This window comes from Myxococcus eversor (assembly GCF_010894455.1).
Classification (GTDB): domain Bacteria; phylum Myxococcota; class Myxococcia; order Myxococcales; family Myxococcaceae; genus Myxococcus; species Myxococcus eversor.
This window is the reverse complement of record NZ_JAAIXY010000023.1, coordinates 1-15857: the sequence shown is the minus strand read 5'-3', so window position 1 is coordinate 15857 and position 15857 is coordinate 1. Positions and strand designations below refer to the sequence as shown.

Below are 15857 nucleotides of genomic sequence, written 5' to 3'. Positions count from 1 at the left end.
TCAGCGCGGGAGTCGCTGATACGCATCCAGGATGGCGCGGGTGTGAGCCGTCCACGTGAACTGTCCCGCGCGGGCGATGCGGTCGGCGCGCGGTGGAGGTGGCACGCGTCCTGTGAGGAGCGAGTCGACCGTCCCGGTCCACGAGGAGAGGTCTCCGACGGGACAGTAGAGGCAGGTTGCCTCACCGACTTCACGCAGCACGGGCAGGTCGCTGGCCACCACGGGTGCACCGCAGGCGAGGGCCTCGATGAGCGGGAGTCCGAAGCCCTCGGCCTCGCTGGTGATGAGCACGGCCTTCGCGCCGCGGTACAGGCCCGCGAGCGTGGCGCGCTGCTGGAACGGAGGTTGGAACAAGGCGTCGCCGATGCCGAGTCGCGCGACGTGCTCCCGCTGCGCCGAGTCCAAGGCGCCCCCCTGCTGGACGAGGCACAGGTCTGGATGGCGGGAGCGCAGCGCGGCGAAGACGTCGAAGAGCACGTCCAGGCGCTTGCGAGCAATCGCGCTGCCCACGTGGAGCAGGTACGGCCGGCTCGCCAGCGGTGCGAGCACCTCCTGACTGCGGTCTCCTGGAACGGGCTCCTCGCGGTACTCGGGAGCCGTGCCGAGCGGCGCCCAGACGAGGCGGGCCGGGTCCACCAAGCCATGCGCGAGCAGCTCCGCGCGCACGGCCTGGGAGTTGTGGAAGACGATGGCGGCGCGTTCGAGCCCTCGGAGCTGGGCCGTGGCCATGAGGCGGAACCACGCGGGGCGGGCTTCACGGTGCGGCTCCACGATGGAGCGGAACGCATCCAAATCGTGGCAATAGACGCCGGTGCGTGAGGCGGGGAGCGCGTGGACGAGCTGCGCGTAGGAGTGGTCCACGATGTGGAACGCCTCGAACCGGCGCCGCGCCAGCAGCGCGCGCGCGGGATAGAGCCCGAAACGAGTGAGGAGGCGGTCCGCGTTGAACGCCGCGCGATGCGAGCCCAGGCGTGGGAGCCGACGCACCACGGAAGGCAGGGCAGGGCGCAGCGCTCGCGCGGAGACTTCGTCCGGGCAGGCGGCCAGTCCGTCGAGGAGCGACTCGCCCACGAGGTCCATGCTGTGCCAGCCCTCCTCGCGAGGGTCCATGAGCACCGCGAGTCGGAGGGGCACCGAGGACGTCACGGGATGTTCCCTGGAGCGTGAAGGGCCATGGAGTGCGCGAGTGAAGACCTCGCGAGGGTGATGTTGGAGACGATGCCACGAGGACGACCTCGCGGCTCGGGAATCACGGGGCCGCGCGCAGCAGTGCTTCCACGGTGCGCTCCAGCGCGAAGCGCTCGCGGTACAGCCGGGCCGCGCGTTCGCCCAGGGCCGCGCGCTCCTCGGGCTGGGACAGCAGTCGCTCCGCCACGCGGACGAGCGCCTCCGGGGTGAGGTTGTCCGCCAGGGCGACGGCGCCCGATTCACGCCAGATGGGCTCGGTGAGATGACCCGGCTGGGTGACGAGCGGACGGCCCAGGGAGACTCCCGCCATGGTCGTCGTGCGGCGCGTGCTCACGCCATCCGGGTAGGGCTGGACCAACAGGTCCATGGCCGCGAGATGGGCCGCGACCTCCTCGGATGCCAGGGCATCTCGTGACTGGACTCGCGAGGCGAGCTCCGGATGGAGGGCGCCCAACTCCTGGACGAACCCCTGACTGCCTCGTCCTATCAGCAGGGCCTTGCGCTGCCCGTCCGCGCGAAGCAGCGGTACCAGGACCGACATCAGGGGCCCGCCGATGTGGGCCCCATAGGTGCCGAAGTGTCCCAGCCACGGGCCCGCGCCCAGGGCCGTCTGCGTCTCCGCGCGGGCGGTTGCTGGCACCTGGGTGGGGAGGGTGCTGGGGATGGGGCACCACTCCGCGCGATGTCGGAGGCGCGGGGGCAGGTGCTCCGCCCAGGAGGGAATGGACACGAAGGCGCGGTCCGCCACCTCGCCCACCAGTCGCGCCATCACCCGGGTGACACCCGCGAGCAGTTGATGGCGTGGCGCGGCCGAGAGGCTCCAGGGGTACACGATTTCGTGGAAGAAGACCCAGCGCTCGTCCCGATGCCGCGAGGCGAACCACGCGCAGAAGGGCACGTTCATCGCCTTCATCCCGAACGCGTGGGGCACGTACTGGAGCAGCAGCCTTCGAGGCGCACGGTGGCGATTCAGCTCCCGCGTCAGGTGCGTCAGTCCCGCCGGAGTGAAGAGCCCGGACATGCGATGCACGGTGACGCCGTGCTCCATGCGCGCGCTCGCCTCTCCTGGTGCCCAGACGTGGACCTCCTGGTCTTCTCGGGCAAGCGCCTGAGCCACCAGCGCCGTGTAGTCGCTGACGCCGCCGGGTTGGGGTGGATACTCCCCGGTCAGCAGGTGCCAGGAAATGGGCGAGGCTTCACCCACGGCTCAGCAAGCTTCCATGTCGCGCATGGCGAAGAGCTGGAAGGCGTGCTGGGGAAAGCGCGTGGTGAACGGCTCTGTGAGGATGGACAGCCGGCTGCCCAGCCGAGAGGGCCGGATGCGCGGCAGCGCGAAGTCGCCACGCAGGGGCTTCCAGCCACTCATTCCGATGACGCGATAGCCGCGCAGCTCGAAGTCATACACCTCCCACCCGGAGCGGTGGACCTGGTGCACGTTGTTGTCCCACTCGTCCTGGGGCAGGAAGCCGTTGGGCGTGAAGACGACGACGCGCTTGCGTGCCAGCGACTCCATCATCTCCAGCAGCCGGTAGCCCTCCGGCTTCTCGAAGTGCTCGATGACGTCCAGGGCGATGACCGCGTCGAAGCTCTTGGGGGCGAAGTGCTGGCCCACCTGGAGCAGATCCATCTGGTGGTATTCGTGGTGGATGTTCGCGACGCGGCTGCGCTCGATGCTCGCCGAGTAGCCATCGACGCCCACGGTGCGGGAGAAGTGATGGGCGATGTTCTTGAGCGGAGAGCCGTAGCCACAGCCGATGTCGAGCACGCTGTCACAGGTGCCCACCAGCGCCTCTCGCAGGGTGCGGTGAAAGACCTCGTGCTCGCCGACGAGCACCTCGCGCTTGAGGAACTGGAGGAGGGAGTGGCTCGGTGACATGCCGGGCGGACCGTATCCTCGCGGCTTCCTGGGTGGCAACCTCGCCTCACGTAGAGCATCCGGGCGGACGAGCGAGCCCGGCGCTTCCTAGGGCGGGGGTTTTCGCGTTGCTTGTGAGGGTGGGACGGCCTCGGTAGCATCTACGAGCCCATTCGAGCCGCATGCCCGAGTGGATGCCGTCCACGTGGGCCGGCCCTCCTCATTGAAGCCCGGGAGCGGGCCTCCCTCTTGCGATGAACGCGACCGTGGCACCCGAGGTGGACACCGGCGAGGTGAAGGCCCGTGCCTTGAGAGGCATGGTGGTCCTGGTCGCGCGTACGGTGGCCTCGCAGGGCTTGCGAGTGGTGAGCGCCCTGGTGCTCTCCCGACTGTTGTTCCCCGCGGACTACGGCCTGTTCGGCATCGTCGCCTATGCGTCCTCGCTGGGAGTGTTCCTGGGGGACCTGGGGCTGAGCGCGGCGCTTGTGCGCCAGTCGCACGAGCCCACGCGGGATGAGACCTTCACCATCTTCTGGTGCCACCAGGCGCTCACGGCCGTCATCGTGGCCGCCGTCTGCGCGCTCGCGCCTCGCCTCACGGAGGGCTATGCGCTGGGACAGGAGGCGGTGCCCATGGTGTGGGCCATGGCGCTGGGCCTGTTCCTGTCCTCGCTGCGCGTGATTCCCCTGATGACGCTGGAGCGAGCCCTGGCCTTCTCCGCCATTGCCCGCGCGGAGCTGGTGGAGAACGTGGCTCAGGTGGCCAGCACCCTGGCCCTGGCGGCGGCGGGACTGGGCGCCTGGGCATTGGCGCTGGGCACTCTGGTGCGCGGCGCCGTGGGGCTGGTGTGCATCGGTTGGGCCTCTCCGTGGCGCCCGCGCGGGACGTTCCGCGTGGGGGTGCTCCGGCGGCTGTTGGGCTTCGGGCTGGCCTTCCAACTGCCGCCGCTGGTAGCGGCGTTGGTGGCGGGGTGGGTGCCGCTGGTCGTGGGGCACGTCCTCGGCAAGGACGCCGTGGGGCTGGTGAACTGGGCCTGGGCGCTGGCTTCCACGCCAATCATGTTGAGCGTGGTGCTCAACCGCGTGGCATTTCCGGCGTACTGCCGGTTGCAGGACGACCCGGTGGGCTTCGCGGAGTACCTGCGCACCTCGCTGCGGCGGTTGTCCACGGTGCTGTTGTTGACGCTCCCCGTGGCCGTGTTGGGGATGCCGGTGCTGGTGCCGCTGTTCTTCGGCCAGCGCTGGGTCGAGGCGGTGCCGCTGGTGCAGTGGTTCAGCCTGGAGTGCCTGCTCGTCACGATGATAGGGCTCCTGGCCACGGCGCAGAACGCGGGAGGGCGCCCCTGGGAGCGGCTGGTCGTGGTGGTGGGCGCGGGAGCGGCGAAGTGGGGCCTGGGCACGTGGGCCATCCATCACTTCGGATTGGCCGGAGTGGGGCCGGTGGGGACGGTGGTGGTGCTGGGGGAGGTGGCGGTGACGGCGTGGCGCGTGTCGCGGCTCAACCCCGCGCTGCGAGGCCTGGCCGCCCGGGTGCTGGAGCCGCTGGTCTCTGTGGGGCTCCTCCTGGCGATGACTTTCATCGCGATGCACTCGTGGTGGCGTGGTGGCGAGTGGGGGCGCTGGGGGACGGGAGTGGTGGTCTTCGCCGGGCTCGTGTTCGTGCGGGAGCGAATCCCCGGGACGCTCTCACTCGTGGGCGAGGTGCGCGACATCCTCGCGTTCATCCGAGCGAGGCGGGATGCTCGGGTGGTCCCGGCGAGTCCGGTGTCATGAGAGGGACGTGAGGCAGCCGATGACGAAGCCGGACCTGGTCATCTCCATCGTCAACCACAGCAACCCGGAGTTGCTGCACGACTGTCTGCGGACGCTGTACGCGACGACGCGGGAGTGCACCTTCGAGGTGTGGGTGGTGGACAACGCCACGGACGGTCGTGGCGTGGAGGCCATGCGGCGCGACTTCCCCCAGGTGCGCTGGCTCTTCAACTCCGCGCGCAAGGGTTTCTCCGCCAATCACAACCAGGTGTTGAGACAAGCGCGAGGGCGCCACTTCTGCATCTTCAATGACGACACCCTCGTTCATGAGGATGCGTTCGATTCGCTCGTCCGATTCATGGATGAGAATCCACGCGTGGGCATGGCGGGTGCGCGGCTGTTGAACGCGGACGGCACCATCCAGAACTGCACCTTCAGGCCCATGTCGTTGTCCGGGCAGCTGTTCGACCTCGTGTTCCTGCCGCGTCCCTTGCACTTCCTGAAGACCAAGGACATCGACCCCGCGCAGTACGGGCACGAGGATGCTCGGGTGAGCTGGGTGCTGGGGGCCTGCATCGTCGTGCGGGAGGAGACGCTGGCGGAGGTGGGGTTGCTCGACGAGGAGCTGTCTCCGCTGGGAAACACGGAGGACACGGACTGGTGTGTCCGAGCGTGGAATGCGGGCTGGGAGGTTGGCTTCTGTCCGGAGGCGATGATTACGCACCTGACGAGCCGCTCGTTCCGTCCCTCCGCCACGGGGCCGGACAAGGTGCGCATCGAGCTGTGGCGCACGCGGGTGGCCTACTTCCGCAAGCACCATGGTCGGCTGCGGGAGTGGATGCTGCGCGCCATCCTGGTGGGAACGCTGCCATACAACTCGCTGGTATTGACGCAGACGTTGCTGCGCGGGCGCATGGCGCTTCCGGAGTACCGGCGGCAGCTCGCCACCTTCCTGCGCATCTCCGAGATGGGGCTGCGGACGCGACTCTGACATGCCCTTCTTCTCCATCGTCATCCCTACCTACAACCGGGCGAGGCTGCTGGAGAGGACGCTGGCCTCCGTGTTCGCGCAGGAGGAGCGGGACTACGAGGTGCTCGTCGTGGACGACGGCTCCCAGGATGACACGCTGGAGGTCCTCGCGCGCCAGGGCGAGCGGGTCAGGGTGTTCCAGAAGTCCAACGCGGGCCCCGGTGCCGCGCGCAACCTGGGCATCCAGGCGGCCCGTGGCGAGTACGTGGTGTTCCTGGACAGCGACGACCTGTGGTTCCCGTGGACGCTGGCGTCCTACCGGCAGGTGCTGGAGGTACACGGCGCGCCGACGGTGGTGATGGGCACGTCGGTGACCTTCCGTGACGAGGAGGAGCTGGCTCGGGTGGCTCGGGAGCCCGTGAGGGCCTCGCTGTTCACGGACTATCTGGCGAGCGCCCTGGACCGGACTCCGCGCACCGCGTGTGTGCTGGCGGTGAGGACGGAGGCGCTCAAGCGCGTGGAGGGCTTCACGCCGCTGCGCATCGTCGCGGAGGACCATGACCTCCTGTTCCGGCTGGGGACGGAGCCGGGCTTCGCGTGGGTGCGGACGCCGGTCATGGTGGGCTACCGCAGGCACGAAGGCTCCGAGTCGACGATGCTGGAGTCGAGCCATCAGGGCATGGCGTACCAGTTGATGCAGGAGCGACTGGGACGCTATCCCGGTGGGGCCGAGCGGAGGCGCGAGCGGCTGGAGATGTTGCTCTACGCCACGCGGCACGTCTCGCATGTGATGGTTGATTACCGGCGCATGGACCTCGCGTTGGACTTGTATCGACGCGGCCTGCCGTTCCACCTGGAGGTGCCGCGCTGGCGGTACCTGCTGGGGTTCCTTCCGAAGCTGGCGGTGACAAGGGTGTTCCGACGCCTCACGGGGCGGTAGTCAGCGGCCTCGCAGGCCGGCTCTCCCAAGCGGCATCCGTGTCCTCGCCCGGTCGTACGCCCTCCTCGCCATGTCGACGACCTGCCTGGCGAGCCGGTGACGGAGGTCGGGCCGGGGCTGCGCATCTTCCATGGGACGTGCGCATGCGCGTGGCTGCCGGAGGCACGACATGGATGAGATTCGCTCGGTGGGGACGGAGAAGGGCCGTGGAGCGCCGACCCGTGGCACGGCGAAGGCTTGGGGTGGCATCGACCTGGGCGGAACGAAGATTGAGGCGGTCATCATCGATGAGACAGGCAAGCCGATAGGCCATGCCCGCCATCCGACGCCGGTGCAGGGCAAGCCGGGGGAGGTGGTGCGGGAGATGTATGGGACCCTGGAGGAAGCGGCGGTGACGGCGGGGCTGTCCTCGCGGCGGCTCGTGGGCGTGGGAGTGGGGGCGCCCGGCGCGGTGGACGCGAATGCGGGGACGCTGGCCCGGGTGAGCAACGTGGGGCGTGGGTGGACTGAGCCCTATCCCATGGCGAGCGACCTCTCGGACCTGGTGCATGGCCGGGTGGTGCTGGGCAACGACGTCCAGGTGGCGGTTGCCGCGGAGTATCGCCTGGGCGCGGGAAGGCCTTATCGCTCGGTGCTGGGGGTGTGGTGGGGCACGGGCGTGGGCGGGGGCCTCGTGTTGAACGGGGTGCCTTGGAGGGGCCGTGGGGCGGCGGGTGAAATCGGTCACATGGTGGTGAAGCCAGACGGGGCGCGGTGTGGCTGTGGTCGCCGTGGCTGCATGGAAGCCTACGCGGGGCGTGCGTGCCTGGAGCGTGATGCGCGCAAGGCCGAGGAGGAGGGCGAGAAGACGGTCCTCTTCGAGTTGATGAAGAAGAAGCAGCGCACACGCCTGACGAGCAGCATCTGGAAGAAGGCGCTGGAGGACAAGGACGCGCTGGCCACGAAGCTCATCGACCGGGCACTGCGGATGATGGGGGTGGCGATTGCCTCGGCCATCAACCTGACGGACGTGGACGCGGTCATCCTGGGAGGCGGCCTGGGCACGAGGCTGGGCGAGGAATACGCGGACCGGCTGTATGAGGCCATGCGCCCCCACATCTTCATGCCCGATCGTCAGCCCCCGGTGCTGGTGGCGGAGCTGGGAGAGCTGTCGGGAGCGATTGGTGCGGCGCTGCTCGCGGAGTCTCCAACGAGTTAGAGCCAGTTCTCCGAAGGCTTGGCTGGGTCCATGTGCGGTTTGTCCGGTTGAGAATGAATTACAAGATTTGCGTATCTGGCAGAAGCCTCTGCAGATATGCATTGAAGGCAGTCTGTCAAGGCATAGGGCAATCATCGTTCATGCATGACTCTCACAGCTTAGAGTCCGACGATTTCCTCATCGCGAGTGTCAGAGGTTGACTGTAAACTGGCGACCACTTGGCTTCAGATGCCCATTCCGCACCCAGCGGGATGGGAGTCGCGGGAGAGGGAAGATGTTTCGGACGGGGAGTCACAGCGCGTGCGGACGGCCGCGGGGACAGTGGCGAAGTGTCGCAGTAGCGGTTGCACTCGGCGCGTGGGGGCTTTGGGGCTGCGATTCGCCCGTGGAGAAGCAGCCTGTACCCCCGAAGGACGTGAGTCCGGTGGTGCGCGAGTGGCGCCCAGTGCCGACGACGAAGCCGGCGGACAAACAGGTTGGGGATGATTGCAGTGTGCACGGAGCGTCGGAGTGTGTGAGTGGATTGTGTACACGTGTGCGCGCGCAGCGAGGCTTGGGGTATGTGTGTAGTACACGTTGTCAACAATCTTCGGAGTGCCCGAGCCAGTGGCGCTGCGTCAGTGTGATTCCTGGAGCGAAGGAGGCAGCTTGTTTGCCGCCCATGCCCGCGACGGCGCCCGCAGCCAGAGGGACTTGAGACACATTCAGATGAAGTCCTGTGGTCTGTGAGTCGACCAATGCTCCGCTTCACCAGCCTGGATTCGCGAAGGCTCGCGTATTGCCATGGCTGATGTCACGAATGTTGAGGATGAGGTTCAAGATGACTCCGAATGCTAGGTGGCGTTTTGTAGGTCAGCGCAGTGGAAGATGGATCGTTGTCTTGTGCGTGGGACTGTTGGCGGCCTTTGGAGCCGTGGCACTTGATAGTGAGCCCACGATTCCTGAGGATGACCTGAACCAGTTGGTGGAGGGGGCTGGTTTTAAGACTCAGATTCCATTGGGAGGGGCAGGAGAATTTGGAGCGTCAGGAGAAAGCCCTGTCGCGCTTGGCTCGCTCAAGCCCAGTTATACACAGTCAGACATCTCAATCGCAGGTCCCTTTGGCGCTCTGACACTGGCTCGGTCAGCATCAGGAGCGCCTGGGGCTTGGCGTGAGGGCAAGACGACTGCTGGGGTTCAGGGGTCGCCATTCGGGTTCGTCCGGGATTCCAATGGATTCTTCCGCCTGCGGTGGTGGCACAACTTGCATAGTTACGTCTCTCAACGCACCGAACTTCCGGAGGGATGCCCGTCTGGTGAAGAGTGCGATCCAGAGCCGCATACCTACTGGGACTTGTATGGTGGGCCTGCCGGAACATCAAAAACATTCGAGGCCTGTGATGGATATGGTTGCTTCGGAAGCAACTATTCGGAGCAGGACCTCAAGTTGCAGTACCTGGAAGATGGGTTTGTCGTACATACGTCCAGTGGACGTTATCATTATAAGGCTGTTGGTGGTTCGATGGGACTTTGGTTCCTCAGTTACATCGAGTCATCTCAATACGATGAGGCGAATTGCCTTGAAGAAGATGCAGGAGTTGACGTTGCGGCGTCCTGTCATCGGCGCAGTGCACGATTGCATTATGAAGTGCCCGAGGAGTGTGAGGCCGGCACCCAGGCTGAAACAGCTCTGACGATCGGGGCAAATTATCCCAGACTCAAGTCCGCTGTGGCCGCGAATGGGGCCAAGCTCGTCTTTCAGTACCAGCGGTTGCCAACGCGCGCTCCGCACACAGTGGTGAGTGGAACCAGGACCCACGAATGTGTCCTGGCGTCTGTCGATCTCGTAGGACGTGACGGAACCGTGGAGCCCTCCGTCGTTACTTATCAGTACGCGGATGGGGCCGTCCCAGATGCTGGAGTTCAATCCGTGGCGGGTCTGCTGGCGGGAGCCGAATGGCCTGACCGAGATGGGGGGGCGGCCCCTGACTCCAAGCTTGAATATGCATATCAGTCAGGCGATGCCGGAGTCTGGGAAGTAAGGCGGAACGGCGTGACCATCGTTCACCAGATGCTTGGCGGCGACGGCGGCACGGTGAGCGAAGATTACGATGGTCAAGCGTCACGCGCCGCAGGTGACCGCTACACCGTCACTGCCCAGGAGAATGGATGTTGGCCTGGTGTCTTCCAGCCGACGGGCGCTTGCAGGACTCAGAACCAATACTTCACAACGTTTGCTAGAAGTATTGGGGATGGGGATGGCTACTTCGCGCAGTTGGTGACTCAAAAGTTCACGGTGCAATCGACAGGCAGTGGCCCTGAAGGAGACCAGGGGCCGACGGTCCGTGGGTTGGTCACGACGGTTCAGTGCGGCGATCAGCCATGTCCCGGAATCGAGGCTCCGTTCAACGCCTCAAGTGCCGAATGGTATGTAGGAGCACTCGACGCCGGCATCATCATGGGCCAGAGGCGAGGAGTTGAGGTTGCCACTGGCGAACTCCACTCCAATGGTGCCCATACGGTCTACGACCATGAACTCATGCCGAGTGGCATTACTCCGGCGTATCCGGGGTTCTTGCCATCCGCCGAGTTGCGCACGGTGTACCAAGGAGCTTCAGGCTCGGATGGGACTGGGGCACTGCTCAAGAGTGAGTTCAAGTATCTTTACGGAGGCGCCGGCCGTTCTGCGCCTATGCGCGCATATGAGCAACAGTTGGAGATGGTCACCACCTCATCGTCATTTAGCGATGAGGATTCGAGCCTGAAGGTGGAGACTCGGCGGCAGTATGACCCGGTCACAAATCGGCTGAATGCATCAATTCGCACAGGATATACTTGGGTCTTCTCCACGCAGACGCACAATTGGTCTCTCGAAGAGCGGTCCGTGGGGACCTTCTATCTCACGCGGAATGTCTGCTCGGGGCAATCCGTGAATGACGCTCAAGGCCGAGTTCGAACGGTTATGGGACCGTGTGCGGTGGCGGAGGGTAATTTCACGGAGTGCGCCTATAGGGACCTCAATGAGGACCTCGAAGCGGACCCAGTTCCCATTGGAGTCTTTGATTACTGGGACTCGACGGCGGTGGGCGACCGTGCGGGGCGGCTGAAGTCAAAATCGGTCTATCCCAATGGCTGTGGCTCTACGCCCGTCGTCACGTATTACGATGCCTATGATGCTCGAGGGCGGCTGTTGCAGACGACGGACGCCAACGGGGTCGTCACCCGTTATGAGTACAAAGGCACCAGGCTCCTGAAGAAGATCGCTGCCGCCGGGGATGCACAGCTCCAAGCAGTCACCGAATACGGGTATGACGACAACGCTACGCACGGTGATTATATCAAGCCCGAGGCCACGCCCTATGAGGTGCTATGTTACCGGAAGAACACGCTCCCGAACGAAGGGTGCAAGGGCGGCGAACTCACCACGTTGCTTCAGTGGAAAGCCAAGTCCGCGTGGCTCACGGGTGCGACCTACACCGAGCGAGTGGATTATTCGTACCATCTGGGACGCCTGCGCAGCGAGACCTTCCGGGATGCCACGGGCCAGGTGCGGCGGACGCGGTACTACCAGGGAGACCCGCTGCAGAGGCAAACATTTGAGGCGTGGGGCGCAGCAGGGCCCTCCGTGGGCGCTGACACCCGCTATTCGCAGACGAGTCTCTTTGATAGGCAGGGCAATCGTGTTGGGCTCGGACAGCCCTATCAGCCCACGGCATCGGATCCGGAGCCGTTTTGTGGTGGTTTCGATCCAGCCACCCTTGGCACGGGCATGTCGCGTCAGCCCGCGAGCCCGCATTGCAAGGCATTCGCATACGACAGGCTGAACCGGCTCGTGGGACTCTTGGAGCCGGTCGACAGTTCGAGCAACACGGGCGAAGCGGCGAAGATGTGCGTGACTTATGACAACGCGGGGAACCTGCGGAGTCTACGTCAGGGGTGCCCCCGAGGGGGGAACGCAGGGGATTGCAGCCTGTGTGGGCAGCCTCTGCTGGAGTATCGGCATGACGATTTTGGCCATGTAGTGAGAGTAGATGCCCCCTGGGGCACGGGACCGCAAGACGCCGAGTCCGGGTCTGCAGGGCGGGGGCGCTTCCAATATGAGTACGATGCGGCAGGAAACCTCATTCGCAAGCAGACGCCCACGATGGCTGCTGCTGCGGATCCGCAGTGGGTAGAGAACGCCTATGACCAGATGAAGCGCTTGTTGAAGTCAGAAGCGCTGAAGTTTGAGGGAGGAGACAATAAGAGGGAGACGCTATTTGAATATTTCTATGATCAAGCAGTGACTCCTCCGTGGGGGTGCCCGGGATTTGCTCCAAGCAAGCCGTCCAAGGCAATGGGGCGTGCACAGGTACTCACCGATTCTTTTGGAGACAGCTGGTACCAGTATGACTCCCACGGCAACATTATCAATATCTACCGAAGTCGGGCTCAGACGGGGCTCAGTCCTCGCTCTGGGTTGTGTTATGACGCGGTCGGCCCCAATAATCCATCGTCCGCGAGATATTACGACAGTGGTGGCAGACTGCTGTCGGAGATGTATCCGGGGGGGCGCCTGTTCAGCTACACCTACTACCCAGGAGCAACAGGTCTTTCCCACCGAATCGAATCGGTGGATGTTGTCCTGTTCAATGGAGTGAGCAGCACGTCAAATGGCTGGGACTCGTCCATCCGGATTGTCGAAGACATCAAATGGGAGCCTTATGGAGGGCTGCTCTCGTACGTGATGATTGCCCCGAAGGCACCTGTGGGCGCTCAGAAGGCTCGAGTCCATTACCACACGGATGGGGTGAATCAGCCTCTCTCTAGTTGCAATAGCACCGCCTTCGCGGGAGGGACGGACACGACGGGGCGTATCTTCGGCCTCACTGTGTCGACGCTAGATGCCGGCGGGACATTGGGAGACATCCTCAAACGTGTGTACACGTGGCGGGGCGACCAACTCCTCCAGGAGGACACGTGCATGCTGGAGACAGGGAACGTGCCCCCCACCTCGATTCGTTACGCGGATGCAACGAGTGGAGCACCAGGATACGACGCGCGGTTGCAGCTGAAGAAGGCGCATCGGATCGCCAATGCCTCTGCGACCGCGGGAGGGTCTTTCGAGAGTCGCGCGTATGCGTACGACGCGAGAGGCAACCGGACCCTGGATGTTCAAGATGGATGGCGATTCAAGGGCGAATACAACAGCAGTGGCAGTCCGCGTGTGGATCTACTGATGTCGCGCACCCTGGAGGGGACTCAGTGTGGCGGCTCGATTTGCCCACCGCGCTTCACGGTGACGCAGAGATACAATTACGACGCAGATGGGCGGGTGAGCCAGATTGCGACGTACAAGAAGGAGTCGGATAGCGTCTCGTCGCCCTTCTATGCGTTGACCCTTGATGCAACGACAGACAAAGCACATGCTGCAGTGGGGGCTGTGTATCGTCAGGTGACGGACAGCGAGGGGCGCACGTACGAGTATTTTTATGATGCGGTAGGACGGAGGCGCCTGAAGCGACACTGGATGAGTTCGCCAGAGATGTTGTTGGAGGACGAGTACTTTTACGACGGGACGCGACTGGTGGAGGACTGGGGACACACCAGCTTCAATCTGGGCACTGCGGACTCGGTGCATGACGAGTACATCTGGCTGGGAGATAGGCCGATTGGCTTCTTCAAGGTGAGGATCAGTCAGGCCGGGCAGAGGGTGAAGGACTTCGAAGGGGATTGTCCGCGGAACGGAGAGGCCGCGCCGTGTGGTCTGTACTTCCTGGTGGCAGATGGGCAGGGGAAGCCGGTGTTGGCGCTGGACTCATACCGTCGGGTGACAGGAGTGGCGGACTATGACCCGTACGGGCACGTGAACCGGACGACGCTGGTGGCGGACTCGCCTGTGCTGGGGACTGGGCAGAATGCTCTCATGGTGACGGCCCAGGTTCCGAAGTCGAGTGCATTGGTGTCGCAAGTGAGAGCACGTTTCCCGCTGCTGGATGTTCAGGGAATCAGTGGCGTGTACTTGGCGGATGGGAGCGGAGTGTTGCTGAACGATGTGAATGGCCAATCGTCTCTGCTGAGTAACGTGACAATGGCCGGGGCCATTTCGAGCTGGGTGGTGCCGAGTTCAATCGGAACAGTGCAGGTGCGCTACCAGTCCGCGTCAACCTTGGGGGAAACCCAAGAGGCGGCACTCGGGAGTGTGGAGTACCGTCGGTTTCAGTCAGGGGCGGCGCCGGTTTGGACGCCACTGCGCTTCCCTGGTCAGTACCACGACGAGGAGACGGGTTTCTTTGAAAACTGGAACCGCTTCTACGACCCCTCAATCGGCCGGTATTTGGCGCCCGAGCCCATGATCACCCGGCCTGGTTGGTTGCTCGAGGGAGGCGTGGCAGGGCGAAGTGCATTCATCTATGCCTATGCGGGGAACAATCCTGCGGGATTTACTGACCCAGATGGCTTGAGAATTAGCTATTACAATAGCAAGGGGAAGCCGATTTCTGCCTTGTCGTCTGTTGAAGATTTCATGGCAATGCTCACTGCAATGGCAGTGGTTGATGTGCTTGCCTCAAGCGATGATGAAGTAGTTGCCGAGGCTATGGTGGCGATGCGCGATTCCCCACTTTATGATGTGAAAGTGACGTTGAATGTGAAGAAGGAAGGCGCGAGCAGTTCGAATGGGACCACCGATGAATTGCAGACTGGTAGTGATGTGCTTGTCGCTTCTGCTGCGTTGATATTTCATGCGGTTGGTGGGCAGAAACTCGACTCAAATGGGAACCCGATGTTCACCCCGAAAGGGTATAAAATTTGGGCAGGTATCCCCGCATCCATGCCAGGGACGTTTGCCCATGAGATGGGGCATGCTGCGTCTAATTTCAATCGGTGGCGAGCGGGGCTGCCTCCAAGTCATGGCTATGACCCTAAATCAGGATCAATGGCCGTTCGATTCCAGGGTGCGTATGTTGGAGACCCGAGAGCAGTGCCGAGAGTTCCATATTCGGGGCCGATGCCGAAGCAGTGGGGACATATGGAGTAAGGAGTAAGGTGTGAACATTCTGCGAGCCGTACTCATGGCCTTGCTTGTCTCTGCTCAGGGCGCTGACGCAATAGAACTAGAGCCGCCAACGGTTAGGAGTCCATATGTGGTAGTAAATCCTGCCGACGCGCCCAGCCGGAAGAATAATAAGAAGTGCTCGATACGAGGGCGAATTCTTGTGCGGGGAGAAATTCCGGACGGAGCAAAAGTGCTCGTGGTGCAAGGGGTGGTTGCGCCATCAGGCCGCATCATGCCCAATGATGTGAGTGTCGCGAATGGTGCGGTTGATAGATTGGGAAGGTTTGAAATTGTGACTGAGTCGCCTCTGCCACTCGTTTTCACTAGCGTTGTTCCTGGCTACGAGAGTGCTGTCATAGTTCTCAACACCTGCCGCGTATCACTCGATTTCCACCTCTAAACCAACGATCTCGATTCTCGCACGACGTCAGGAGGCACGCCTGAGGTCGGTTCGGCGCAGGGATGGACAGGCAGAGCGCTGTTCATTCCGCGCGTTGAGGTAGGCATGTACCCGCGCCATGAGCTGAGCCATGGTGCGGCAGCGGTGATTTCGCGTGACGTTGGCGTGCAGGTCCAGCCACACGCGCTCGATGCGGTTACCCTGGGGACAGTAGGGCGGCAGGAAGTGGAGCACGATGCGCCCTCCAAGTTGGGCAAGGGCTTTGCGAGTCTTCTGGCTGGTGTGGACCGCGGCGTTGTCCAGCATGAGGTGGATGCGGGGAGCGCGCCGATACTCACCCGCGAGGCGCCAGAGCAACTGGATGAAGAGGTCGCTGGCCTTGGATTTGCCCTCCACCCACGTCAGCTTCCCTGTGGGCTTGATCCGCTTCAGTGGACACCAAGGAAGAGGCAGGTACGGTGTCCAACATGACGGAAGTGAAGAAGCCACGACGTCCCCGGCGTAGCTACACGGAGGAGTTCAAGGCCGGGGCGGTGAGGC

Annotated in this window: 9 protein-coding genes; 5 read left to right on the top strand and 4 right to left on the bottom strand. The window is 63.8% G+C overall.

The window, feature by feature from the left end:
* The 3 genes from G4D83_RS35835 to G4D83_RS35825 all read right to left on the bottom strand — a co-directional run bounded on the left by G4D83_RS35835 (position 1) and on the right by G4D83_RS35825 (position 3064).
* Positions 1–1110 (bottom strand): glycosyltransferase, encoded by a 1110-nt coding sequence (locus tag G4D83_RS35835; RefSeq protein ID WP_163869525.1) that lies wholly within the window; start codon positions 1108–1110, stop codon positions 1–3.
* A 139-nt stretch (positions 1111–1249) separates the two neighbouring features.
* Positions 1250–2392, bottom strand: a complete 1143-nt coding sequence (locus G4D83_RS35830) for a glycosyltransferase family 4 protein (protein ID WP_163869399.1) — start codon at positions 2390–2392, stop codon at positions 1250–1252.
* A 3-nt stretch (positions 2393–2395) separates the two neighbouring features.
* Positions 2396–3064 carry a class I SAM-dependent methyltransferase gene (locus tag G4D83_RS35825; RefSeq protein ID WP_163869398.1) on the bottom strand — a complete coding sequence of 223 codons (669 nt, stop codon included), beginning with the start codon at positions 3062–3064 and terminating at the stop codon, positions 2396–2398.
* Positions 3065–3297: 233 nt separating this feature from the next.
* On the opposite strand from G4D83_RS35825, the gene G4D83_RS35820 reads away from it, so the two are divergent.
* The 5 genes from G4D83_RS35820 (at position 3298) to G4D83_RS35800 (ending at position 14899) form a co-directional block, all read left to right on the top strand.
* Positions 3298–4815, top strand: coding sequence for an oligosaccharide flippase family protein (locus G4D83_RS35820; protein ID WP_163869397.1), 1518 nt, complete (start codon positions 3298–3300; stop codon positions 4813–4815).
* A gap of 19 nt (positions 4816–4834) precedes the next feature.
* Positions 4835–5785 carry a glycosyltransferase family 2 protein gene (locus G4D83_RS35815; protein WP_163869396.1) on the top strand — a complete coding sequence of 317 codons (951 nt, stop codon included), beginning with the start codon at positions 4835–4837 and terminating at the stop codon, positions 5783–5785.
* A 1-nt stretch (position 5786) separates the two neighbouring features.
* Positions 5787–6704, top strand: coding sequence for a glycosyltransferase family 2 protein (locus tag G4D83_RS35810; protein ID WP_163869395.1), 918 nt, complete (start codon positions 5787–5789; stop codon positions 6702–6704).
* Between the two features lie 169 nt (positions 6705–6873).
* The gene (locus tag G4D83_RS35805) at positions 6874–7902 is read left to right on the top strand and encodes an ROK family protein (RefSeq protein WP_163869394.1); all 1029 of its coding nucleotides are present in this window, start codon (positions 6874–6876) and stop codon (positions 7900–7902) included.
* A gap of 1243 nt (positions 7903–9145) precedes the next feature.
* Positions 9146–14899, top strand: coding sequence for an RHS repeat-associated core domain-containing protein (locus G4D83_RS35800; RefSeq protein ID WP_163869393.1), 5754 nt, complete (start codon positions 9146–9148; stop codon positions 14897–14899).
* Between the two features lie 445 nt (positions 14900–15344).
* Here G4D83_RS35800 and G4D83_RS35795 read toward each other — a convergent pair whose 3' ends face one another.
* The gene (locus G4D83_RS35795; RefSeq protein ID WP_240357005.1) at positions 15345–15713 is read right to left on the bottom strand and encodes a transposase; all 369 of its coding nucleotides are present in this window, start codon (positions 15711–15713) and stop codon (positions 15345–15347) included.
* Positions 15714–15857: the final 144 nt, after the last annotated feature.

What these genes read in the sequence shown, in the direction of transcription:
- G4D83_RS35810 (WP_163869395.1), top strand. Translation starts at nt 5,787, where the DNA reads ATGCCCTTCTTCTCCATCGTCATCCCTACCTACAACCGGGCGAGGCTG.
- G4D83_RS35820 (WP_163869397.1), top strand. Translation starts at nt 3,298, where the DNA reads ATGAACGCGACCGTGGCACCCGAGGTGGACACCGGCGAGGTGAAGGCC.
- G4D83_RS35815 (WP_163869396.1), top strand. Translation starts at nt 4,835, where the DNA reads ATGACGAAGCCGGACCTGGTCATCTCCATCGTCAACCACAGCAACCCG.
- G4D83_RS35825 (WP_163869398.1), bottom strand. Translation starts at nt 3,064, where the DNA reads ATGTCACCGAGCCACTCCCTCCTCCAGTTCCTCAAGCGCGAGGTGCTC.
- G4D83_RS35835 (WP_163869525.1), bottom strand. Translation starts at nt 1,110, where the DNA reads ATGGACCCTCGCGAGGAGGGCTGGCACAGCATGGACCTCGTGGGCGAG.
- G4D83_RS35805 (WP_163869394.1), top strand. Translation starts at nt 6,874, where the DNA reads ATGGATGAGATTCGCTCGGTGGGGACGGAGAAGGGCCGTGGAGCGCCG.